Origin of the sequence: Enterovirga sp. (assembly GCF_035325185.1) — a bacterium.
Classification (GTDB): Bacteria; Pseudomonadota; Alphaproteobacteria; order Rhizobiales; family Beijerinckiaceae; genus Enterovirga.
The window spans coordinates 12965-35916 of sequence record NZ_DAOLAJ010000014.1 but is presented as its reverse complement, the minus strand read 5'-3'; the positions used below and the strand labels follow the sequence as shown (position 1 = coordinate 35916).

Annotated in this window: 23 protein-coding genes; 12 read left to right on the top strand and 11 right to left on the bottom strand. The window is 68.9% G+C overall.

Annotated features, from left to right (window positions below; all coding sequences use genetic code 11):
* Positions 1-83: 83 nt before the first annotated feature.
* From PKD06_RS04765 to PKD06_RS04735, 7 genes are all read left to right on the top strand, one after another.
* Entirely contained in the window at positions 84-1262 is a 1179-nt protein-coding gene (locus tag PKD06_RS04765) for a site-specific DNA-methyltransferase (RefSeq protein ID WP_324378106.1), read from the top strand.
* Positions 1263-1342: 80 nt separating this feature from the next.
* Complete coding sequence (gene purD / locus PKD06_RS04760) at positions 1343-2620, top strand: phosphoribosylamine--glycine ligase (protein ID WP_324378104.1); 1278 nt, start codon at positions 1343-1345, stop codon at positions 2618-2620.
* 54 nt (positions 2621-2674) lie between these two features.
* Positions 2675-2905 (top strand): type II toxin-antitoxin system VapB family antitoxin, encoded by a 231-nt coding sequence (locus PKD06_RS04755; protein ID WP_324378102.1) that lies wholly within the window; start codon positions 2675-2677, stop codon positions 2903-2905.
* On the top strand, positions 2902-3309 hold the full coding sequence (locus tag PKD06_RS04750; protein WP_324378100.1) for a type II toxin-antitoxin system VapC family toxin: 408 nt from the start codon (positions 2902-2904) through the stop codon (positions 3307-3309). Before PKD06_RS04755 ends, PKD06_RS04750 begins: the two co-directional genes overlap by 4 nt.
* On the top strand, positions 3306-4202 hold the full coding sequence (locus PKD06_RS04745; protein WP_324378098.1) for an alpha/beta hydrolase: 897 nt from the start codon (positions 3306-3308) through the stop codon (positions 4200-4202). Before PKD06_RS04750 ends, PKD06_RS04745 begins: the two co-directional genes overlap by 4 nt.
* Positions 4203-4432: 230 nt before the next feature.
* Positions 4433-7414, top strand: a complete 2982-nt coding sequence (locus PKD06_RS04740) for a transglycosylase domain-containing protein (RefSeq protein WP_324378096.1) — start codon at positions 4433-4435, stop codon at positions 7412-7414.
* A gap of 1 nt (position 7415) precedes the next feature.
* Positions 7416-8432 carry a hypothetical protein gene (locus PKD06_RS04735; protein WP_324378094.1) on the top strand — a complete coding sequence of 339 codons (1017 nt, stop codon included), beginning with the start codon at positions 7416-7418 and terminating at the stop codon, positions 8430-8432.
* Positions 8433-8439: 7 nt separating this feature from the next.
* On the opposite strand, the gene PKD06_RS04730 is transcribed toward PKD06_RS04735, so the two are convergent.
* On the bottom strand, positions 8440-9228 hold the full coding sequence (locus PKD06_RS04730; protein WP_324378092.1) for an N-acetyltransferase: 789 nt from the start codon (positions 9226-9228) through the stop codon (positions 8440-8442).
* Between the two features lie 161 nt (positions 9229-9389).
* Here PKD06_RS04730 and PKD06_RS04725 point away from each other — a divergent pair, with 161 nt between their 5' ends.
* From PKD06_RS04725 to PKD06_RS04705, 5 genes are all read left to right on the top strand, one after another.
* The gene (locus PKD06_RS04725; RefSeq protein ID WP_324378090.1) at positions 9390-10565 is read left to right on the top strand and encodes an acyltransferase; all 1176 of its coding nucleotides are present in this window, start codon (positions 9390-9392) and stop codon (positions 10563-10565) included.
* Positions 10566-10569: 4 nt separating this feature from the next.
* Positions 10570-11589 (top strand): glycosyltransferase family A protein, encoded by a 1020-nt coding sequence (locus tag PKD06_RS04720; RefSeq protein WP_324378087.1) that lies wholly within the window; start codon positions 10570-10572, stop codon positions 11587-11589.
* Positions 11590-11705: 116 nt separating this feature from the next.
* The gene (locus PKD06_RS04715) at positions 11706-12125 is read left to right on the top strand and encodes an FdtA/QdtA family cupin domain-containing protein (protein WP_324378085.1); all 420 of its coding nucleotides are present in this window, start codon (positions 11706-11708) and stop codon (positions 12123-12125) included.
* Positions 12126-12132: 7 nt separating this feature from the next.
* Entirely contained in the window at positions 12133-13236 is a 1104-nt protein-coding gene (locus tag PKD06_RS04710; RefSeq protein ID WP_324378083.1) for a DegT/DnrJ/EryC1/StrS family aminotransferase, read from the top strand.
* A 188-nt stretch (positions 13237-13424) separates the two neighbouring features.
* A complete protein-coding gene (locus PKD06_RS04705) occupies positions 13425-14159 on the top strand; it encodes a GH25 family lysozyme (protein WP_324378142.1) in 735 nt (244 codons plus the stop codon).
* 21 nt (positions 14160-14180) lie between these two features.
* Here the strand turns inward: PKD06_RS04705 and PKD06_RS04700 are convergent, their stop codons facing one another.
* The 10 genes from PKD06_RS04700 to PKD06_RS04655 form a co-directional block, all read right to left on the bottom strand.
* A complete protein-coding gene (locus PKD06_RS04700; RefSeq protein WP_324378081.1) occupies positions 14181-14573 on the bottom strand; it encodes a hypothetical protein in 393 nt (130 codons plus the stop codon).
* A gap of 234 nt (positions 14574-14807) precedes the next feature.
* Positions 14808-15116, bottom strand: a complete 309-nt coding sequence (locus tag PKD06_RS04695; protein WP_324378079.1) for a DUF1330 domain-containing protein — start codon at positions 15114-15116, stop codon at positions 14808-14810.
* A 29-nt stretch (positions 15117-15145) separates the two neighbouring features.
* Positions 15146-15715 carry an rRNA adenine N-6-methyltransferase family protein gene (locus tag PKD06_RS04690; protein ID WP_324378140.1) on the bottom strand — a complete coding sequence of 190 codons (570 nt, stop codon included), beginning with the start codon at positions 15713-15715 and terminating at the stop codon, positions 15146-15148.
* A gap of 97 nt (positions 15716-15812) precedes the next feature.
* Positions 15813-16961, bottom strand: a complete 1149-nt coding sequence (gene dnaJ, locus PKD06_RS04685) for a molecular chaperone DnaJ (RefSeq protein WP_324378077.1) — start codon at positions 16959-16961, stop codon at positions 15813-15815.
* 127 nt (positions 16962-17088) lie between these two features.
* A complete protein-coding gene (gene dnaK / locus PKD06_RS04680) occupies positions 17089-19002 on the bottom strand; it encodes a molecular chaperone DnaK (RefSeq protein WP_324378075.1) in 1914 nt (637 codons plus the stop codon).
* 199 nt (positions 19003-19201) lie between these two features.
* On the bottom strand, positions 19202-19948 hold the full coding sequence (locus tag PKD06_RS04675) for a carboxypeptidase-like regulatory domain-containing protein (protein WP_324378073.1): 747 nt from the start codon (positions 19946-19948) through the stop codon (positions 19202-19204).
* A gap of 1 nt (position 19949) precedes the next feature.
* Positions 19950-20618: a L,D-transpeptidase gene (locus PKD06_RS04670; protein ID WP_324378071.1), complete on the bottom strand. Its 669-nt coding sequence runs from the start codon at positions 20616-20618 to the stop codon at positions 19950-19952.
* Positions 20619-20911: 293 nt separating this feature from the next.
* Complete coding sequence (locus tag PKD06_RS04665) at positions 20912-21736, bottom strand: alpha/beta hydrolase (protein WP_324378069.1); 825 nt, start codon at positions 21734-21736, stop codon at positions 20912-20914.
* 221 nt (positions 21737-21957) lie between these two features.
* Positions 21958-22479: a heme utilization cystosolic carrier protein HutX gene (gene hutX / locus PKD06_RS04660; protein ID WP_324378067.1), complete on the bottom strand. Its 522-nt coding sequence runs from the start codon at positions 22477-22479 to the stop codon at positions 21958-21960.
* Positions 22476-22814 carry an antibiotic biosynthesis monooxygenase gene (locus PKD06_RS04655; protein ID WP_324378064.1) on the bottom strand — a complete coding sequence of 113 codons (339 nt, stop codon included), beginning with the start codon at positions 22812-22814 and terminating at the stop codon, positions 22476-22478. Before PKD06_RS04655 ends, hutX begins: the two co-directional genes overlap by 4 nt.
* Between the last annotated feature and the right edge of the window lie 138 nt (positions 22815-22952).

The following is a 22952-nucleotide window of genomic DNA, read 5'->3' as shown; positions in this document are numbered from 1 at the left end:
GCCCCCGATCGGGAACGGCAAACGCGGCTTTTACCCTGCCCGGACCATAACCGCGGCGTCAGTTGCGTAACCGGTGTTTGGCCATGGGTACCCTGCGTACCGCGGCAGCCGGCGCCGTCGCCCGGAAACAGGTCTCGCGTACCGGGTCGACCGCGCCGGCGCCACGGACTCTTCCCACAAGGGAGATCCTCGCGCTCGACGAGATCATCGTCGGGGATTGCATCGAGGCTCTGCGCCGGATGCCTTCGGAGAGCGTGGACCTCGTCTTCGCCGACCCTCCCTACAATCTCCAGCTCGAAGGCGCGCTGACGCGGCCCGACCAGTCGCTCGTCGATGCGGTGGACGACGATTGGGACAAGTTCGCTTCCTTCGCGAGCTACGACGCCTTCACGCGCAACTGGCTCGCCGAGGCACGGCGGATCATGAAGCCGAACGCGACCTTGTGGGTCATCGGCTCCTACCACAACATCTTCCGGGTCGGCGCGAGCCTTCAGGATCTCGGTTTCTGGATCCTGAACGACATCGTGTGGCGCAAGGCCAACCCGATGCCGAATTTCCGCGGCCGCCGCTTCACCAATGCGCACGAGACGCTGATCTGGGCCTCGAAGGGGCCGCAGGCCAAGCGCTACACCTTCCATTACGAGGCGCTGAAGGCCGGGAACGACGACCTCCAGATGCGCTCCGACTGGCTGTTCCCGCTCTGCACGGGCGAGGAGCGGATGAAGGACGAGGCCGGCCGCAAGGCGCACCCGACGCAGAAGCCCGAGGCGCTGCTGGGGCGCGTCCTGATGGCCGCGACCAATCCGGGCGACGTCGTGCTCGATCCCTTCTTCGGCTCGGGCACGACCGGCGCCGTGGCGCGCCGGCTCGGCCGCCGCTTCGTCGGCATCGAGCGGGACGAGACTTATGCCGCGGTGGCCCGCCGGCGCATCGCGGCCGTCGAGCCGCTGGCGAATCCGGCGATCGCCGCCCCCCCGGCCAAGCGCGCCGAGCGGCGCATTCCCTTCCTCGACGTGGTCGAGGCGGGGCTCGTGGGGCCGGGGGGGCGGCTCCCCCGCCCGTCCCGGCGCCCTGGCGCTCTCGTGCGGGCGGGCGGCACGCTCCATGTCCCGCCCGCCGTCGGCTCGATCCACAAGATCGGGGCGCTGGTCCAGGGCCTGCCCGCCTGCAACGGCTGGACCTTCTGGCACGCCGAGCGGCAAAGCCGGCGCGTTGCGATCGACAGCTTCCGGGCGGAGCTGAGGGCGCGCGGCGAGGGCTGACTCCCACCCTCCCCCCCACGAAGTGGCGGGGAGGGCTGGCAGCGGTTGCCCCCCGCAGAAGCCCCGGCTAGGCAGCGCCCATGAACGTTCTCCTCATCGGCTCGGGCGGGCGCGAGCACGCTTTGGCCAAGGCGCTTGCCGCAAGCCCCCTCTGCGACGCGCTCTTCATCGCGCCCGGCAATCCCGGAACGGCCGCCTGCGGCACCAACCTGCCGCTCGACATCGCCGATCACGAGGCCGTCGCCGCCTTGTGCCGGCGCGAGAAGATCGACTTCGTCGTCGTCGGCCCGGAGGCGCCGCTCGTCGCGGGCCTCGTCGACGATCTCGAAGAGCAGGGCTTCCGCTGCTTCGGGCCGCGCCGGACCGCCGCGCAGCTCGAGGGCTCGAAGGCCTTCACCCGCGAGATCGGCCGGGATTTCGGCATTCCGGGCGCCGCTTTCGCGCGCTTCACCGAGATCGAAAAGGCGAAGGCTTATCTGCGCGAGAGGGGCGCCCCGATCGTCATCAAGGCGGACGGCCTCGCCGCCGGCAAGGGCGTCGTCGTCGCCGCGACGCTCGCCGAGGCGGAGGCCGCCGCCGAATCGATGCTCGGTGGAGGGCTCGGCGCGGCCGGGGCGGAAATCCTCGTCGAGGAATGCCTCGTCGGCGAGGAGGCCAGCGTCTTCGCCCTTTGCGACGGCATCCACGCCGTCCTCTTCGGCACGGCCCAGGACCACAAGCGCGCCTTCGACGGCGACGAGGGGCCGAACACGGGCGGCATGGGCGCCTATTCGCCCGCGCCCCTCGTCACGCCCGCCCTCGAGGAGGAGATCATGGCGCGGATCATCCGCCCGACCCTCGCAGGGATGCGGGAACGGGGCATGCCCTTCCTCGGCATCCTCTATGCCGGGCTGATGCTGACGGCCGAGGGGCCGAAGCTGATCGAGTACAATGTCCGCTTCGGCGATCCCGAGGCAGAGGTGCTGATGCCGCGCCTGCGCAGCGACCTCCTCTCCCTCATGATCGCGGCCCGCGACGGCGCCCTCGACACGATCCGGCCGAGTTGGTCGGAGGAGGCCGCGCTCACCGTGATCATGGCGAGCCGCGGCTATCCCGGACGGGTCGGGCGCGGCTCGGTCATCCGCGGCGTCGAGGCGGCGGAAGCGCTGGAAGGCGTGAGCGTCTATCACGCCGGCACGGCGCAGGAGGGCGGCGAATTGATCGCCGCCGGCGGCCGCGTCCTCGCCGTCACCGCGACGGCGCCGACCATCGGGGAGGCGCAGAAGCGCGCCTATGCGGGCGTCGCCGCGATCGACTGGCCGGAGGGGTTCTTCCGCCGCGACATCGGCTTTCGCGCGATCGTGCGGGAGAACGCCTGAGAGACTTTCGGGGCCGTGCTATAGGGGGCGACTCGGGTCGGCGTGGGAAGCGCGATGGCGGTATTGATCAGGGATGTCGAGGTCGAGCGCCTCATCCGCGACTTGGCGGATCGGTCGGGGGAGACCCTCACGGAGGCCGTGAGAATCTCCGTCGCCGAAAGGCTCGCGCGGCTGATGCCCGACAGCAGCGACGTCGCCCGCCGCAAGCGGCGCCTGCGCGAAATCACGGCCTATCTCGACGGCCTGCCCCGCGCCGCCGCGAGCGAATCGGACGGCGCCCGATGATCGTCGATACCTCCGCCCTTGCGGCGATCCTGTTCGGCGAGCCGGAACGCGCGCTGTTCGAGGACCTGATCCTGCAATCGCCCGCCGTCGCGACCTCCGCCGCGATCGTGGTCGAGACGGATATCGTCCTGCGCCGGCGCCTGCCGACCTGCGAGCCCGAGGTGCTGGACCGTCTGCTCGACCTCCTCGGGATCGAGATCGTGCCCTTCGACGCGGTCCAGGCGAAATTCGCCCGCGCGGCTCTCGCGGCCTACGGCCAGGGCCGGCACGAGGCTGCGCTCACCTTCGCCGATTGCATCGTGATGGGCCTCGCCCGCCAGCGGGACGCCCCGCTTCTCTTCAAGGGAGACGGGTTCGCGCTGACCGATATCCGCCCCGCCTGGATGCCGGACGACGCCCCGTGACGTGCGATCTCTTCCCCGGCTTTCGGTCGCATTGGCTGGATACGGAGGCGGGTCGCATCTTTGCCCGCTCCGGGGGCGAGGGGCCGCCGCTCGTGCTGCTGCACGGCTTCCCGCAGACTCACGCGATGTGGCACCGGATCGCGCCGGCTCTCGCGAAGACACACGAGGTCTTCTGCCTGGACCTGCGGGGCTACGGCTGGTCCTCGGTTCCGCCCGGGGACGGAGGACGGAACGCCTATTCCAAGCGCGTCATGGGGCGGGACGTCGTCTCCGTCATGGAGCAGCTCGGCCATGTCCGATTCGCGCTCGTCGGGCACGACCGGGGCGCGCGCGTGGCCTATCGGCTCGCGCTCGACGCGCCCGGCCGGGTCGAGCGGCTGGCCCTCCTCGATATCATTCCCACGATCAAGGTCTGGCGGCGGATCGAGGCCGGGCTCCAGCCGGCCGCTCATTGGGATTTCCTGGCGCGGCCGGCGCCGCAGCCCGAGCAGGAGATCGGCCGCGATCCCCTGCCCTATTTCGACGGGTTGCTGAGGGACTGGTCCGGGCCGAAATCCCTCGACGTCTTCGATCCCGCGGCACTCGAATCCTATCGCCAGAGCTGCAACGAGCCGAACCGCATCCACGCCTTCTGCGAAGATTACCGTGCCGGCAAGACGACCGACAGGTCGCAGGACGAATCGGACCTCGCCGCAGGCAAGCGGATCGGCTGCCCGGCCCTCCTTCTCTACAGCCGCACCTATCTCGTCCGGCCTGGCGCAGAGGAGCCGCCCGAGGCATGGCGGCGCAGCTTCGCGCCGCAGATCGAGGCGGCCGTGCTCGATTGCGGCCATTTCCTCGCCGAGGAGAAACCAGCCGAGACGCTCGCCGCGCTCGCGGACTTCTTGCGGTAAGCTACTGGGCCTCCACCGTGCTTCGCAGGCGGGGTGATCGCCTGTGGCGTCGGCGGCTCGCGGGGGAACCTTCTCTCCGCGGGCGGGGAGAAGCAGGAGTGGCTGCCTTCCGGAGGAAATTCGCCGCAGGGCGGGCATTCGCAAAAGCGCCGCCTTTGACGGGCCTCTTGTTCATCTTAGATCGTTAGGATTCCCAGCCGAGCCGGGGACCCGCCAGCGCCATCGCCCTCATGAGCACGCTCCTCATCAAGCTGTTCGCGACCGCGCTGACCTTCAGCCAGATCGCCACCCGCCCGGATTCCGTCCGAACCTCCTTCGATCCCGATCGGAGCCGGGGCGAGGTCACGCAGATCCTGCGCGACGGCTGCACCCATCTGCGCCGGGCCTTCGATGTCGAGGACATCAATATCGACGAGCTGATCTCCACGGCGATGGAAGATCCGAAGGCGGTCGCGGGCGACACCGCGATGCTGAAGGGGCTCGACTTCAAGGACCTGGAACTCTCCTACCGGGAATTCTGCAAATCCGAGAAGGTCGAGCGCGAGGTGGTCGATCTCGGCGAGGTGGTGCGGGCCTATAACGAGGCCATGGTCGACCTGCCGGACGTGGCGAAGCTGAAGAATTTCCGCCTGCCCGGCGCGAGCACCGTGCTGGACGGGTCCGGCCAACGCTTCACGGAGGTCTATCCGCCGGACGGGCGGCGGGCCTGGGTGCCGCTGAAGGAGATTCCAGAGATCGTCCGCAAGGCTTTCGTCGCGGCCGAGGACAAGCGCTTCTTCCAGCATCACGGCCTCGACGAGCGCGGCGTCATCCGCGCCTTCATGACCAATCTCGCCGGGTCCGGCCGGCCGCAGGGCGGCTCCACCATCACCCAGCAGGTGGTCAAGAACCTGCTCGTCGGCGACGACATCACCTATCAGCGCAAGATGCGCGAGATGGTGCTGGCCGCGCGGCTGGAGAAGATCCTCTCGAAGGACGAGATCCTCGAAATCTACCTGAACGCCATCTATCTCGGCCGCTCCTCCTGGGGCGTCGAGATGGCGGCGCGGAGCTATTTCGGGAAGTCCGTCGGGGCTCTCGACCTGCGCGAGGCGGCGCTCCTCGCGACCCTTCCCAAGGGCCCCAATTACTATGACCCGGAGCGCTATCCCGAGCGCTCCCGCGAGCGCCTCGCCTATGTGCTGAGTCGCCTTCTCGACGACAAGGTGATCGACGAGGGCAGGCGCGCCGCCGCGCTCGCCGGCAAGGTCGCGCTGGTGCCCTCCGAGCGGAGCCGGCGCGACAGCGGCTTCTACGTCCTCGACCACGTGAACCGGGAGGCGAGGACCTTCGCGGGGGTCGAGAACCTCACCGCCTCGACCTACACGATCCACACCACGATCGACGCCGCGCTCCAGCGGGCGACCGAGACGGCGCTCCAGGACGGGCTTGCCCGCTACGAAATGGCCACCGGCCGCGCCCGCTTCCTGGAACCCGAAGGCAACCTCGCCGCCGCCATCGAGAAACTGCGCACCACCGCCGCCCGCGCGGCCTCGGCCGAGGTGCCGGCGGCACTGGCAGCGCCGGCAGCGCCTCCTTCGGGCGATCCCGCCCCGGCGGCGTCCCGCAAGGGCAGGTCCGCCGCCGCGAAGGCTGCGCGCCCGGTGCCCATCGTGCCGGCGGGCCCGAAGCCCGACTGGCTGCGCGCGCTCGAAGCGTGGCGCGCGCCGCTCTACGACGTGCATTGGCCGACGGCGGTCGTCCTCGACACGCGGCCGGGCGCGCTCAGGGTCGGACTGCGGGACGGGCGCGTGCTGCCGCTCGCCGCCTGGAGCGAGGGGCGCAAGCTCAAGCTCTACGACGTCGTGTTGGTGCGCGCCGGGGCGGGCAAGGCGGGCGGGCGGGCCGAATTGCGCATCCGCCCCACCGTGCAGGGCGCCGCCGTCGCGATCGAGAACCGGACCGGGCGCATCCTCGCCATGACGGGCGGCTTCTCCTATCCGCTGAGCCAGCTCAACCGCGCCACCCAGGCGGTGCGCCAGCCGGGCTCGACCCTCAAGCCCCTGAGTTATCTCGCGGCCCTCGCCCAGGGGGTGCAGCCGAACACGCTCCTCTGGGACCGCGCGGTGACGCTGCCGCCCATCGGCGGGGTCGGCGACGACTGGACACCCCGCAACGCCGATCGCTCGGAAAGCGGCCTGACGACGCTCCGGCGCGCCCTCGAGAACTCCAAGAACCAAGTCACCGCCCGCCTCCTCGACGGGGTGATCGATTCGCGGCCGGAGGACAGCCTCCAGCGGGTCTGCACCCTCGCGCTCGAAGCCGAGCTCTATGCCGAATGCGAGCGCTACTATCCCTTCGTGCTCGGCGCCCAGCCCGTGCGCCCGATCGACCTGGCCGCCCTCTATGCCGCCATCGCCAACGAGGGCGGGCGGCCCTCGCCCTACGTGCTCGAATCGGTCGAAGAGAAAGGCCGCCTCCTCTACCGGCACGAGGCGAGGACACCCGTGCGGATCCGCTCGGCCGACCGCGTCGCCTTCTACCAGCTCAAGACCATGCTCCAGGGCGTCGTGGCGCGCGGGACCGCGAGCGCGATGCGCTCCCTCGCGCCCTACGTCGCGGGCAAGACCGGCACCTCGGAGAACGAGAACGACGCCTGGTTCGCCGGCTTCTCGAACGACGTGACCGTCGTCGTCTGGGTCGGCAACGACAATGCGGACGGCAAGCGCCGCACTCTCGGCCGCGGCCAGACGGGCGGGCGGGTCGCGGTGCCGATCTTCGAGGCGATCATGAAGGCGGCCTGGGCGACGCGCCCGCGCACGCCCCTCGCTCCGCCCTCCCCGGAGGCGAGCCGGCTCATCGCCGATATCGGGATCGACCTGCGCACCGGGGACCGCGCCGGCCACGGGGGCTTCACGGAGCATTTCCGCCGCAGCGCCTCGGGGGCGGTGGTCGATACGCAGTTCCGGTTCGTCGAGCGCGAATCCGCCTACGCGGCCCGCGGGGGCTTCCCGGACGGCGGCGACGAGATTCCCTATTCCACCTCGCCCGACCCTGATATGTACGACCGCGATCCGCCGGGATGGCCGCAGGGCCGCGCCCAGCAGGGCGGCGGGCCGGACTGGTTCCAATCCGACCAGAACCGCTTCGTCTGGCCGGGCGAAGAGCAGCCTCGCCGCCGCCAGCGCCGCGTCGATCCCGATTATTTCTGGGGCCCCCGGGACATCTACTGACATGAAAGCGCTCGGGGCTGCCGCCCTCATCGGCCTCCTTCTCGGCCTCGCCCCTGCTTGCGCCGCGCCCGAGATGGCGCTGGAGGAGGCGCGCTCGGTCTCCGATCTCGGCCTGCCGGCGCGGCCGAACCTGATCCTGTTCTCGGACCGGGAAGGCGCGGACAAGGCGCCGAGCCTCACCGCCTTCGCCGCCTGGACGAAGGATTATCCCGAGCAGAAGCGGCTGCTCTCGCTCCATCCCGCCTATGTCGAGCCGAACGTGTCCGTCACCGTCGACGGCCTGCGCAAGACGCATGCGGAGAAGCTCGAAGTCTATGTCGCGGCGGCGCGGGTGATGCTGAACCGGCCGCCCGAGAGCGTCGATCTCGCGCAGCTCGCCACGTCCGGCGCGCTGGCCAGGATCGATCCCGCCATCCACCATCGCCCGATCACGAAGGACGAGGCGATCCCCAACCGCGATCCCGAGCAGCCCTATAACCGCCTCCCGGACCGGGCCTGGTGCGACGGTGGGGCCTCTTGCTACGAATCGCGCTACGACCTGGAGGGCAAGCTCCCGCTCGGGATCAGGCTCGCGAACAAGCTCTCGGAAAGCGGCAAGAAGATCGCCGAGCACGTCACCTTCCAGAGCGAGATCAGGCTGCTCTCGCCCGGCGAGATCGAGGCGGCGGCCCTTCCCCGCCTCACCGGGATCGCGACCCCCGTGACCGGCGCGCTCGTGCAGAGCACCTTCCAGGTCAACCAGATCCTGCGCTTCGGCAAGCTCCTCACCGTCGTGCAGCCGGCGCCCTCCGATCCGGGCAAGTCCGTCGTGTCGGTCTATCTCGCCCTCGCCGTGAAGGGCGACGTGCTGAACCGCAAGAAGGAATACGAGCGCGTCCCGGTGCTGCGCAACCTCGTGCCCTCCCAGGTGCTGATGGGGACCAGCTCCTTCAACACCGGCACCTCGCTCAGCGCGGGCCTCCCCGTCTATGCGAGGAGCCGCATCCGCACTCTCGCGACGCTGCTCTCGGGATCGTGAGGCGAAGTCACGGGCGCGGGCCGCCCTTGCGCGCCGCGGCCTGCTCGACCTCGAGGATGCGAGCCTGTGGCCATTCGGCCGTGACTTCCGGGGGATATTTCGCACGGTAATGCCCCTGCCACGGATAGGCCGCCCGCCCGGTGCCGTCGCGCAATCCGATCTCGGAGGCAGGGCCCTTCTCGACCGCCGGATTGCCCGCGACCAGCATGCCGGGGGCGACGTCGCGGCCGACGAGGCTTCCCGCCGCCACCACCGCCCCGCGCCCGACCCGGCGCCCCGGCAGCACCACGCTGCCCGCCCCGATCACGGCCGTCTCCTCCAGGACCGCGCCGCGCGTGATCGTGCTCGGCGGCGTCCGGTCGTTGGTCAGCACCACGTTGATGAAGACCCAGCAGAAATCGCCGATCACCGTCCCCGGCGCGACGAAGACGCTGCTCTGGAAGGAGACGTAGTCGCCGATCTCGCAGGGCCCCTGGACGTCCCCGTAGGAGCCGAGCTGGAAGCTCGCCCCGGCCCGCACCCCCGGAAGGGCCGTGACGTGATGGCCCGTCCTCAGCCGGTCTCCGAAGGTCGAGCCGGCATAGATCACGCTGTGGGAGCGCACGAGGCATTCCTCGCCGAGGACGAGCGGCCGCTCGGGGCCCGGCCCCAGATCGCACCAGCCCTCGATCTTCGTGCCGCGGCCAAGCACGACGCCCGGCCCGATCCGGGTGAAGGGGCCGATCTCGACATCCTCTCCGAGACGGGCGGCCTCATGCACGATCGCGCTCGGGTGAATGACGCGGCTGGCGCTCATCGGAACATGCCTTCCCTCGCGGCGGCCCTGCGGGTTCCTTTCCATGAAGGCAGCCGCCTCGCCACCGCAAGGGCGCTCGACGGGCCGCGCCCCCGGCCGCGACGCATTTTCTGCGCGCGAGGCCGCTTCAAAAATGCTCTAAGCACCGCGGCGCGGGAGTGATGCAAGGCACGATGGCGAGCGAGGCTCGAGCGATCCAGGCGGCGGAGCTGTCGGAGGTCCGTCCCCTGACGAGCCTGCGCTTCGTCGCGGCCTTCTATGTCTTCGTCTTCCACATCCATTCCCACTGGCCGGTCGGGACGGGGATCACGGACAATCTCCTCTCGGCCGGGGCGGTCGGCATGAGCCTGTTCTTCATGCTGTCGGGCTTCATCCTGGCCCATCGCTACCAGTCCGGGCATCTCGACGTGCGGGACTACCTGACCAACCGCTTCGCGCGCATCTATCCGATCTATGCCGTGGCCGCGATCGTGACGCTGCCCTGGCTCCTGGGGGCAGGGGCGGCCGAGCGGGGGCTCGCCAGCAATGTCGTAATGGGCGGGCTCCTGATCGTCGCCGACACCTTCCTGATCCAGGCATGGTTTCCGCAGATGTTCGTCTTCTGGAACAACAGCGGCTCCTGGTCGATCTCGGTCGAAGCCTTCTTCTACGTCATGCTCCCGGCGATCTTCCCCGCGCTCTTCCGCCGGACGGCCGGCCAGATCGTCTCGATCGCTGTCGCAGCCTATCTCCTGTCGGTCCTGACCGCCGCGGTCGCCCTCGCCTTCAGGCCGAGGCCCGACCACCTGCTCCAGATCTTCTACGCCATGCCGATCTTCCGCTTCCCGGAATTCGTCCTCGGCATCTGCATCTTCCTCGCCTGGAGCCGCACGGGCCTGCGCCGCCTGAACCCGGATGCGCTCTACGCCCTCGCCGCCCTTGCCCTCGTTCCGTACCTCGCGCTCCTCGGCAAACGGATTCCGCTCTACACTCCCCATAACTGGATCGTCCTGCCGGTGATCGGCATGCTCCTCGTCGCCGGCGCGCAGGAGCGCGGCTTCGTCAATCGCCTTCTCGGCCACGCCCTCCCCGTCTGGCTCGGGCGGATCAGCTATTGCTTCTATTCCTTCCAGCTCCTCGTGCTGCTCGTGCTGGGCACCTATCACGAGGCGATCCTGCGCGCCGCGCCGGCGCTCGCGGACAACCGCGTCCTGCTCGCCGCCGCGCTGCTCGTGCTGCTGAGCCTCTCGGGGATCGGCTTCCACACCATCGAGGAGCCGATGCGCAAGGCGATCCGCCGGCGGGTCCGCCGGCCCCCGCTTCCGGCAGCGGAACCCGCCGACGCCCATGCCCGGTGACATCATGACTGAGAACGATCCGGCCGCCGCGGAAGATGCAGGCGGCGAGCGTCCCGCCCCGCCCCTCGTCAGCGTCCTCGTGCTGACCTGGAACCACGAAGCCTTCATTCGCCCGTGCCTCGAATCGATCCTCGGCGACAGCTTCAGGAACGTCGAGCTGATCTGCTGCGAGAACGGCTCCTCGGACGGCACCTGGGCGGAGCTTCAGCGGATCGCGGCCGATCATGCGGACCGCAGGATCGTGCTGTTCCAGAACCCGCCCGGCACGCCCGTGAATGCCGGCTTCAACAGCATGATCCGCCGGGCCACGGGCGAGCTGGTCTGCTTCTTTTCCGGAGACGATCTCTTCTGCGGCGACCGCATCGCCCGGCAGGTCGCCGCCTTCGCCGCCGCCCCGGCGCTCCGGATCACCTACAGCAACGGCCTCTTCCTCGGCGGACGCCAGGACGGCCAGCCCGTCCACGACGATGCCCGCTGCCTCGAGGTCTTCGCGCAGGAACCGAAAGGGGTCCTGCGCTACATCTTCGAGAATCGCGGCCTGATGATCCAGACGTTCATGGCGCGCACGGACCTCATCCGCGCCGTCGGCGGCTTCGACGAGGGCGCGTTGGCCGACGACTGGATTCTCAATATCCGCCTCTTCAGCCACCTCGAGCGGCCGGAGCAATATTCCTACCTGCCCTTCGCTTCTTTCCTCTACCGGCAGCACGAAAACAATTCGTACAAGAACTTCCCCCGGCAATCGAAGCTGATGGTCGATGTCGTCGAGAAATACTATCATTTCCCCGACAGGACCGACGAACTGGCGCGGATGTATTATTTCCAGGCCAATGTCGGCGCGGCCTACGGCTTCAAGCATCTGGGGCTGACGCTCGGCTACCTGCGCCAGGCGCTGGCGCTGCGGTTCGAGCCGAAGCATCTCGTCATGTTCCCGGCGCGCTTCGTCCTCGCGCGCCCCGTCCGCTTCTACCGCAACCTCCGCGACGACCGCCGCGCCCGGCGGAAGGCCCAGGCTGGAGGTTGAGGCAGGCCGGCCCTCCCCGCCGCAAGCGGGGGAAGGTCGAGTAGGCGGCATGGTTCCGCACGAGCCCGGCATGCTCTATTAACCCGAGCGAAACTTTCCCCGGAAACGGAGCGCGGATGACTTCCCGCTTGGACAAGTGCAGGCTGATCCAGTTGCCGCGCATCCAGGATGCGCGCGGCAACCTCACGGCCATCGAGGGAACGGACGTCACGGGATTCGAGATCAGGCGCGTCTATTATCTCTACGACGTGCCCGGCGGCGCCGACCGGGGCGCCCATGCCCACAAGGCCCTCTGGCAGCTCGTCATCGCGATCATGGGCTCCTTCGACATCACGCTCGACGACGGAGAGCGCAAGCGCACCTTCCAGCTCAACCGCGGCTATCAGGGGCTGCTCATCTGTCCCTATATCTGGCGCGAATTGAACAACTTCTCGTCCGGCGCGGTCTGCCTCGTCCTCGCTTCCGAACGCTACGACCCCACCGACTACATCCGCGACTACGACGCCTTCCTCGCGGCCGCGAAAGCTCAGGGCTGATCCGATCATGGTGCCCTTCCTCGACCTCAAGACGGTCAACCTGCGCTCGCGGGACGCTTTCCGGGCGGCGCTCGACCGAGTGCTGGAGTCCGGCTGGTTCGTCCTGGGGAGCGAGACCGAGGCGTTCGAGCGCGATTTCGCCGCCTATTGCGGCGCCGATCACGCGATCGGCGTCGCCAACGGGCTGGACGCGCTGCATCTCGTCCTGCGGGCCTGGGATATCGGGCCGGGCGACGAGGTGATCGTTCCCTCCAACACCTTCGTCGCGACCTGGCTCGCCGTCAGCCAGGCCGGCGCGACTCCCGTCGCGGTCGAGCCCGATCCCGCGACCCACAATATCGACCCCGAGCGCATCGCCGCGGCGATCACGCCGCGCACCAAGGCGATCGTTCCCGTCCATCTCTACGGCCAGACGGCGGATATGGAGCCGATCCTTGCCCTTGCCGAGGCACGCGGGCTGAAGGTGCTCGAGGATGCCGCGCAGGCGCACGGCGCGCGCTATCGCGGCCGGCCGGCGGGATCGCTGGGGCATGCGGCCGCCTTCAGCTTCTATCCGGGGAAGAATCTCGGCGCGCTGGGCGACGGGGGCGCGATCACGACGAATGACGCGCGTCTCGCCGAGCGCCTTCGCCTCCTGCGCAATTACGGCTCGCAGGTGAAATACCGGCATGAGGAGAGGGGCTACAATTCCCGCCTCGACGAATTGCAATCGGCCTTCCTGCGCCACAAGCTCGCGAGCCTCGACGAGGACAATGCCAGCCGCCGGGCCATCGCCTCGGCCTATCTCGCGGGCCTCGCGGCGACGGGCTGGGGCCTGCCCTCAGTCCCGAACTGGGCGGAGCCCGTCTGGCATCTCTTCGTCGTGCGGGTGGCGAGGCGCGACGAGGTCCAGGCCGCCCTGCGCGAGGCCGGCGTGCAGACGCTGATCCACTATCCCGTGCCGCCCCACGAGCAGGCGGCCTATCGCGACATGCCGGGCGTCGCGCCCCAGCCTCTCGCCTCGCGGCTGGCCGGGGAGGTGCTGAGCCTGCCCATGACCCCGCATATGCCGCAGGCCGATATCGAGGCCGTGATCCGGGCCTGCAACGAGGCGGCATCGCGCTTCCGCTGAGCGCTCGCCTGCCATGTCGCCGGCGCGCAACAGCTTTTCTCGTTCTGCTCCGGTCTCGTCAAAGCTCCTTTAACCTCCTCTCCCCCATCCAGTAGGGCTGTAGTTGCGTAAATGGGGCTGGGCGGATGGTCTTCGCGACAGGCGGAGCGAGGCGGATGGGCGGCTGGATGGCCGCCGCGATTCTGGCCATGGGCCTTGCGGCCTGTGGCCGCGCGACCGGGGTCGACCGGCTGAGCGACGCACGGCCCCATCCGGCGGTCGCGGCGGCCCATGCCCTGCCGATCCACGGCATCGACGTCTCGCGCTGGCAGAAGAATATCGACTGGGCCTCGGTCGCGTCTTCCGGAAAGCGCTTCGCCTTCATCAAGGCGACGGAGGGCGGCGACCATGTGGATCCGCTCTTCCTCCAGAACTGGGTCGGCGCGGCGCGGGCGGGCGTCCCGCGCTCGGCCTATCACTTCATGTTCTGGTGCCGTCCCGCCGAGCAGCAGGCCGCCTGGTTCAAGCAGGTCGTGCCGCGCGATCCGAACGCCCTGCCTCCCGTGCTCGACGTCGAATGGAACGGGGAATCGCGCACCTGCCCCCACAAGGTCAACCGCGAGAAGGCCCTGCACATGATCGCCGTCATGCTGCGCGAGATGGAGGCCCATACCGGCAAGCGGCCGATCATCTATACCGACATCACCTTCCACAAGGACATCCTCGAAGGCGAGTTCAGGAACCACGCGCATTGGATCCGCTCGACCGCGGCCGAGCCGGAGCAGCGCTATCACGACCGCACCTGGACCTTCTGGCAGTATACGACGACGGGCCGCGTGCCGGGCATCTCGGGCGCCGTCGACCGCAACGCCTTCTACGGCAGCGAATCCGACTGGGCCCATTTCGCGCGCACCGGCTGCGATCCGCGCTTCCGCTGCGGCTGAAGGAAGCGCGGGCCGCCCGGATCACCAGGCGACCCGCGTCGTATGGACGGGCTTGGCGACGATCTGGTGCCTGTCATGCCAGACGACGTCGCCGGGATCCCGGGTCTGCAAGCGCCCCACGGCCACGCCCGCCTCCTCGATGAGAGCCTTCAGGACATGGGCGTGGGCGATATGTTTCCGCGCCTCGGGCCGGAACCAGCAGATGCCGGTCTCGCCGAGGCGCGCACGGTCGCCGCGCCAGCACCGGGCGGGCAGCCCGAGATGCCGGTCGAACCAATCCGTCTCCTCGCGCAACACCTCGCGGAGCCAGTCCGGCACGCGCTCGTCGCCCTGGAGAAGATAGGCCACGCGGAAGAAACCCATCGGCGCGCCCGACCACGGATCCAGCCGCCCGAGGGCGAACCGGATATACATGGCGAAGTCCCGCGCCCGGCGCGAAGGCCGGGCCCGACGATGAACGGGATGGGTGAGAATCGCCCGACGAGGACGCGGCGCGAAGGTGAGATCAGCGGCCGCGCGTCGGGACATGCCCTCTCGGGGCGAAGCTGGATCGCCGCATCACTCCCTCCGGGACATCGCGGCCCGCGTTGCGGGCCGGCACGACACGACGCGCGGGACGCACAAAAGGTTCCCAGTGAGCGGAGGATTTTACTCGCCGGGCTGGGGACCCTCGTAGCCCTCGATGATGACGAGATCCATCTCCGCCCCGCCCTTCTGGAGCGCGCGGGCTGCCTGGTATTCCTCCGAGGCCCAGCAATCGCGGGCCGCCTGGTAGGAGGGGAACTCGATCACGACATTCCGCTGGCGGGCGGCGCCGGCGGCCGTCTCGAAGGCCCCGCCCCGCACGAGGAAACGGCCGCCGAACTTCGCGAAAGCCTTTCCGTTCGCGGCGGCGTAGTTCTTGTAGTTGTCGGGATCGTGCACGTCGACGCGACCGATCCAATAGGCCTTGGGCATGGGCTCGCTCCCTTGTCGTGTCCGGCGGCTCAGGGACGGCGATAGACCCAGACGCGGGCCGGCGGAAAATTCAGCCAGATGCGGTCGGAAGGCGTGACCGTGTAATGGTCCGCGGTCGGGATCGGCGGCTTCACGCCGTAGGTGAACTGGACGAAGGGCGCGTTGCGGTCGAGCAGGTCGTGGGCGGCGGCGAGAAGCTCGATTCGCTGAGCCATCGGCTTGGTCAGGAGCGGCAGGCTGGAGAGCACCGCCGCGCAGGGCTCCTTCACCACATCCGCCAGAACCTCGCCCGCCCCGTAGGCATCGCCCTGGATGATGGTGGCGCGCGGATAGCGCCGCTTGAGAAGCTGGCAGAAATCCTCGCTGTATTCGACGAGAATCAGCCGCTCCTGCTCGATGCCGCGGCGCAGCAGCGCCTCGGTCACGGGACCCGTGCCGGGGCCCAGCTCCACGACCGGCCCCTTGCGGCGGGGATGGATGTAGGACGCCATGGCGTCGGCCAGAAACCGGCCGGACGGCGTCACGGCGCCCGTCAGGAGCGGCCGCTCGAACCAGGAGCGGAGAAAGCGGGCCTCGTTGGCGAAGCGACCGCGGCCGATGAGCCGCTTGCGTGGCGAGCCATCCTCGGAAAGCTGAAGCACCCCCGGACCCCTGTTCAAAACAGCCCCAAAGAAGCGGGCTTATCCCATTGTGAGCTCAAGCGCGACCCGCCGAACCGCTGATCCCGTCGAAGAAATCGCGCATGCGCGCAAAAAACCCGCTGCTCTCCGGCGAGGTGTCCTTGGAGGACACCCGGTCGAACTCCATCAGCAGCTCGCGCTGCCGGCGCGTCAGGTTCTGCGGCGTCTCGACCGCCACCTGGATGTAGAGATCGCCGCGGTCGCGGGTGCGCAGCACGGACATGCCTTTCTGGCGCAGGCGGAACTGCTTGCCCGACGAGGTCCCCTCCGGCACCTTCACGCGAGCATCCTGCCCGTCGATCGTGGGCACCACGAATTCGCCGCCGAGCGCAGCTGTGACGAAGGAAATCGGCACCTGGCAATAGAGATCGGCCCCGTCACGCTGGAAGAAGGGATGGGGCTTGACGGTCAGGAAGATATAGAGGTCGCCGGCGGGGCCGCCGCGCAGGCCCGCCTCCCCCTCGCCCGCGATGCGGATGCGCGTTCCGTCCTCGACGCCCGCCGGAATGTTCACCGACAGCGTGCGCTCGCGGGTGACGCGGCCGGCGCCGCTGCAATTGGGGCAGGGATCGTCGATCACCTCGCCCCGCCCGTGGCAGTTCGGGCAGGTGCGCTCGATCGAGAAGAAGCCCTGCGCGGCCCGCACCCGGCCCTGGCCTCCGCAGGTCGGGCAGGGGCGCGGCTTCGATCCCATCTTGGCGCCCGTCCCCGAGCAGACCTCGCAGGTGACCGAGGTCGGGATGGTGACCGAGGCGGCGCGCCCCTTATAGGCATCCTCGAGGCTGATCTCCAGATTGTAGCGCAGATCCGCGCCGCGCTCGCGGCCGCCCGCGCCCCGGCGCGAGCCCTGCCGCGCATCGCCGAAGAAGGTGTCGAAAATATCCGACATGAAGTCGCCGAACTCGTTGCCGAATCCGGGACCGCCGCCGGGGCCGCCATTCTGGAAGGCGGCATGGCCGAAGCGGTCATAGGCGCCGCGCTTCTGAGGATCGGAGAGGACCTGGTAGGCCTCGTTGATCTCCTTGAACTTGATCTCGGCGGTATGGTCCCCGGGATTCTTGTCCGGGTGATACTTCATGGCGAGCTTGCGGAAGCTCGCCTTCAGCTCGACCTCGGTCACGGTCCGCTGGACGCCGAGCACCTCGTAATAGTCGCGCTTGGACATCGCCGCCCTTAGCCTTAGCCCCTCGAAGCGTCATGGCCGGGCTCGGCCCGGCCATCCCGCTCCGCGAGCCACGCCCGCGGAGCGCGATCCCCGGGCCGCAAAGCCTGGGGACGGCGTCACATGACGATCACGCACTCTTCTTCTTGTTGCCGTCGACTTCCTGGAAGTCGGCATCGACGACATCGTCCTGCTTCGGCGCGGAAGACGCGCCCTCCCCGCCGGCCTGCGCCTCCGCCTGGGAGGCCGCGTACATCGCCTCGCCGAGCTTCATCGAGGCCTGCATCAGGTCGTTGGTCTTGGCCCGGATCGCCTCGGCGTCGCCGCCGGCCACCGCCGTCTTCAGCGCCTCGACGGCGCCGGTGATGGCGGCCTTGTCGGCCTCGGCCAGCTTCGAGCCGTGCTCGGCCAGCGACTTCTCAGTCGAGTGGACGAGCGCCTCGGCCTGGTTCTTCGCCTCGACCAGCTCACGGCGCTTCTTGTCCTCGGCGGCATTCGCCTCGGCTTCCTGCACCATGCGCTGGATCTCGGTATCGGACAGGCCGCCCGAAGCCTGGATACGGATCTGCTGCTCCTTGCCGGTCGCCTTGTCCTTGGCCTGGACGTTGACGATGCCGTTCGCGTCGATGTCGAAGGTCACCTCGATCTGCGGCATGCCGCGCGGCGCGGGCGGGATGCCCATCAGATCGAACTGGCCGAGCAGCTTGTTGTCGGCCGCCATCTCGCGCTCGCCCTGGAAGACGCGGATCGTGACGGCGTTCTGGTTGTCCTCCGCCGTCGAGAAGACCTGCGACTTCTTGGTCGGGATGGTGGTGTTGCGGTCGATCAGGCGCGTGAACACGCCGCCCAGCGTCTCGATGCCGAGCGAGAGCGGGGTCACGTCGAGCAGCAGCACGTCCTTGACGTCGCCCTGGAGCACGCCCGCCTGGATCGCGGCGCCGATCGCGACGACCTCGTCCGGGTTGACGCCCTTGTGGGGCTCCTTGCCGAAGAAGTTCTTCACGACCTCCTGGACCTTCGGCATGCGGGTCATGCCGCCGACGAGGACGACCTCGTCGATCTGGCCCGCCGAGAGGCCGGCATCCTTGAGCGCCTTCTTGCAGGGCTCGACGGTCTTCTGGATGAGGTCGTCGACGAGGCTCTCGAACTTGGCGCGCGACAGCTTCAGCGCGAGATGCTTCGGCCCCGACGCATCCGCCGTGATGTAGGGCAGGTTGATCTCGGTCTGGGCGGCCGAGGACAGCTCGATCTTCGCCTTCTCGGCCGCCTCCTTGAGGCGTTGGAGGGCGAGCTTGTCCTTGGTCAGGTCGATGCCCTGCTCGCGCTTGAACTCGGAGGCCAGGTACTCGACGATGCGGTTGTCGAAATCCTCGCCGCCGAGGAACGTATCGCCGTTCGTCGACTTCACCTCGAAGACGCCGTCGCCGATCTCCAGGATCGAGACGTCGAAGGTGCCGCCGCCGAGGTCGTAGACCGCGATCGTGCCCGTCTGCTTCTTGTCGAGGCCGTAGGCGAGCGCGGCCGCCGTCGGCTCGTTGATGATGCGCAGCACCTCGAGCCCGGCGATCTTGCCGGCGTCCTTGGTGGCCTGGCGCTGGGCGTCGTTGAAATAGGCGGGGACCGTGATGACGGCCTGCGTCACCGGCTGGCCGAGATAGGATTCGGCCGTCTCCTTCATCTTCTGGAGGATGAAGGCGGAAATCTGGGAGGGGGAATAGGACTTGCCGTCCGCCTCGACCCAGGCGTCGTTGTTGCCGCCCTTGACGATCTTGTAGGGGACGAGGCCCATGTCCTTCTTGGTCATGGGATCGTCGAAGGTGCGCCCGATCAGGCGCTTGATGGCGAAGAAGGTGCGGTCGGGATTCGTCACCGCCTGGCGCTTGGCCGGCTGGCCGACGAGCCGCTCGCCGTCATCCGTGAAGGCGACGATGGAGGGCGTCGTGCGCGCGCCTTCCTGATTCTCGATCACCTTCGGCGTCGAGCCTTCCATGACCGCGACACAGGAATTGGTGGTGCCGAGGTCGATACCGATTACTTTTGCCATGGCGGGATCCCTCATCCTTCAAGCAGACCGCCGGGTCCCTCGAAGGCAACCCGGCCCATGGTGGAGAAAATTCGGGCGCGGAACCTCGGGGCAAACCTGCGGCGAAGCACCGTTCCCAGCGATGGAACCGATATAGGCAGATGCCCCGCGCCTTCAAGGCGGTGAAGCGGGTCCGGGCCCCGAAACTTCCGCGATTCCGTCACCCTGCCGGCTTGGCGAGGACGCGGAACTGGTTGCCGAGATAGCCCATCGTGAAATCGTGCTCGACGCTCTCCCGATAGCGGTCCTCGACATCCGGCCCCCAGAGGCGCAGCAGGAGCGGCCGAGCGCCGAGCCGCACCGAGGCCCGGTAGGCTCCGAAGGGGATGCCGGTGACGACGAGCCCCTCCCCCGTCCGCCGCACCTGCCGCACGATCGGCCGCCCGCCGGCGGCCGGCGCGAGCGTGACCTCGGCCTCGCCGAGATCGGTGAAGTCCATGACGGCGTTCTCGAGGACGAAGACGCCGCCATTGCCATAGGGAAGCTCCGGGGAGCTTTCGACCATGACGCGCCGGAAGTCGCGCCGGACCGTCTCGTGCGAGCCGAAGCCGGAGGAATCGGAAGCCACGAGATCGATATTGAGCCGCCGTCCCCCGTTCGCGACGACCTGATAGGCATGGGCGTCATATTCGCCGGGCGGCAGACCCGCGAGGGAGAGGCTGTAGCGCCCGTCGGCCCCGGTCGCGCCCTCGGCCTTGATGCTCCGGCCCCCATAGGGAAGCTGGCGGGCCGTGACGGTCCGGTAGACCGCCTCGACCTGGATTCCGGCGAGGGGCCGGCCGTCCTCGTCGAGGGCGATGCCGGAGACCGAGCCGTGCCCCTGGGCAAGGCCGCGGCCCGAGGAGGCCACCGCGATCAGCGAGGCCGCCCCGAGAAGAAGCGCTTCGCGCCGGCCGGGACGCGGCATATCAGGCGGATTTCGGAGCGGGCCCGTTGCGGTGCACGACGACCGGCGCCCCGACCTGCACGTTGTCATAGAGATCGAGGACATCCTCGTTCAGCATGCGGATGCAGCCCGAGGAGACGGAGGTGCCGATCGACCAGGGCTCGTTGGTGCCGTGGATGCGGAACATCGTGTCGTGGCCGCCCTGGTAGAGATAGAGGGCGCGCGCGCCGAGGGGATTGGCGAGCCCCGGCCCGGCATAGCGCGTCAGGCTCGGGCGCAGCTTGACCATGTGGGCGGTGGGGGTCCAGCTCGGCCATTTCGCCTTGCGCCCGACCGTGCCGCTGCCGCGGAGCGAATAGCCCTGGCGGCCCACGGCGACGCCGTAGCGCTTGGCACGGCCGCCGCCCAGCACGTGATAGAGGCGCTTCTGGTCGATATCGACCACGATCGTGCCCGGGGCGTAATGGCTCGCATACTCGACCTCGACCGGCGCGAGATCGGGATCGAGGAGGCTGCGATCGACCTTCGGGATGTCGTATTCCCCATCGGGGACCTTGCCGACATACCAGCGCGCGTAATCGGCATCGGCCTGCTGGGAGGGAGTCAGGCTGAGCGGCCCGTCGGCTCTCGTCTGGCAGGCGGCGACGGGGGCGCCGATCAACATGGCCAGCACGGTGCGTCTTGTAGTCATGGCTCCGTTCGGATCGCTCTTTGAGGAATTGACGAGACTTTATCAAGACAAGGGCCAAATGAGTGTGCCCCGGCAGCAACATGCCGCAAAGGAGCAACACCACTGCCGAAGGCCCGGGGCCGAGGCCGCCTCCCAGGTGCTGATCCGCACACGAAACCGTGACGCAAGCTCGACCATCCGGCGGCTACTCCCCGGCCTTTCGAAGAAAATCGCGGCCGGAAGGGCTGGATCCGCCCCTCTTTCGCCGCCATGCAAGGAATGCAGGCCAGCCGCGAGGGCAGCCCGCGGCCCCTTCAGCCCACTGGCACGACCCGTGCCAGGAAGCCTGCGATCGCGGCCTCGAACGCCTCCGGCCGCTCCAGCATCGCGAAATGACCGACGCCCTCGAGGCACAGGAACTCGGAGCCGGCGATCTTCTGCGCCATCTTCTCCATCGTCGCGGCGGGCGCCATCTCGTCCAGCACGCCGGCGACGAGGAGCGCCGGCACGCCGATCCGCGCCAGGGCGCTGCGCCTGTCGAAGCCGATCATGGACAGGAGGCTATCGCGATAGGTGGCAGGCGGGGTCTCCGCCATCAGGCGCCGCGCCAGCGCCACGCCTTCCGGCGGCGGGTCGCGGCCCATCATCGCCGGAACGCTCCATTCGGCGACCTGCGCCATCGTCTCGCCCCGGTCGAGCGGCTGGAGCCGGGTCTCGACGAAGGCGCCGGCCCAGGCCGCATCGCGTCCGCCGAAGGACGGGCTCGTATGGGCGAGCACCACCCCGCGCGACAGGCCGAGGCCGTCGGCCAGATAGCTCTGCACGACCATTCCCCCGAGCGAATGGCCGACGAGGACGGGCGGCGCGAGCGCCGTCATGCTGATGAAGCCGGCCAGGATGTCGCCGTAGAGGCCGACGCTCGCCGGCTCGACCGGCGCGGAGCCGCCATGGCCCGGAAGGTTCAAGGCGATGGCGCGGTAGCCGCGCGCCCCGAGGTCACGGAGCTGGCGCGACCAGAGCCGCGCCCCGCCCCCGACCCCATGCAGGAACAGCACGGGCGGCCCCTCTTCGGGTCCGGCCGCGAGCGCAGTGAGGCGACGGTCGGGCGAGACGATCTCGGTGAGGAGGTCGGCGGCCATGCCCAAAGCATATCGCGGAAGAAACGAATTGCACGGGCAATCCACCCGATCGGCATCCCGCCCGGCGCTCCGGCGATTATGCCGCACCGCATCATAAGCGGGCTGACCCGTTAGCTTGCGCGGCACCCGCCTCGTCATGGGCGTTTTGTGCTTCCACCCTCCCGAGGACCGGGCAGGGTGCCGCAACCCCGGCGCCTCGCAAGGCGCCGGAACGTTGCCTTCTACGCGCCCGCCGAGCGCATGTCCTCGAAAAGGCGGACCTGTCCGGCATCCAGCTCGCGGTCGGCCCCGCGCCCGACGAAGACCTTGAACATCGCCGTCCCGTCATGATTGACGAACTGGACGGAGCAGGAGCGGCGGCCGAAGAAGGGACGGTCGATGAAATAGATCGCCGCACACCTGTCGGCGCGGATATGTCCGCCGATCGGGCTGTCGCCGTGGATGTTGAAATAGCCCCGGCCCGTGGTGCCCGGCGGGATCGCCCCGCGGGTCTCGAAGACGCCGTCCGCCGTATGCACGATGAAGGTCACCTCGCCGGGCCAGCCGACGAGGCTCTCCCAGACGCGTTCGAACGCGCTTCCGGGAAAGGCTACCGCCTGCCCCTCGGGCAGGATGTCGAGGACGGCGCGGTAGGAGACGCCCTCGTTGCGGGCGATGTTCTCCAGCACGCCGCCAGGATCGGCGGCGACGGCCGCGCGCAGCCGCTCGGCCGTGCCGTCCAGCTTCTCCGCGACCGCGCTCAAGCCGCGACCTCCTTGGGGCCCGTGGCGGGCAGCGTCTGGACGGGCTCGAACCCCTCGAACTGGGGATGGCCGTCATAGAGCGGGATGCTGCTCGGGGCGCGCGAATGCGCCTTGCGGAACTGCTCGGACTTGGTCCACGCCTCGAAATCGGCCTTCGAGCGCCAGGTCGTATGGGACGAATAGAGGATGTAGTCCGGCGTCTCCGGCCCGCGCAGCAGGTGGAAGCCCTCGAAGCCGGCCATCTCGTTGAGGCTGCTGTCGCGGTTCTTCCAGATCGCCTCGAACTCCTCCGCCGCATTCTTGAACACTTTGAAGCGGTTCATCGCAATGAACATGAGGCACCTCCAAAAAGTCGGATCGCACGGCAGCGATCGGCGCGCTTGCCAGCGCTTAGCCGCCGATCTAATCCGATGGCAAGCGGAAAGTCGTCTGTTTTTGATTTTTCTAAACAAAAATAGCAATTCCGCCCGTAA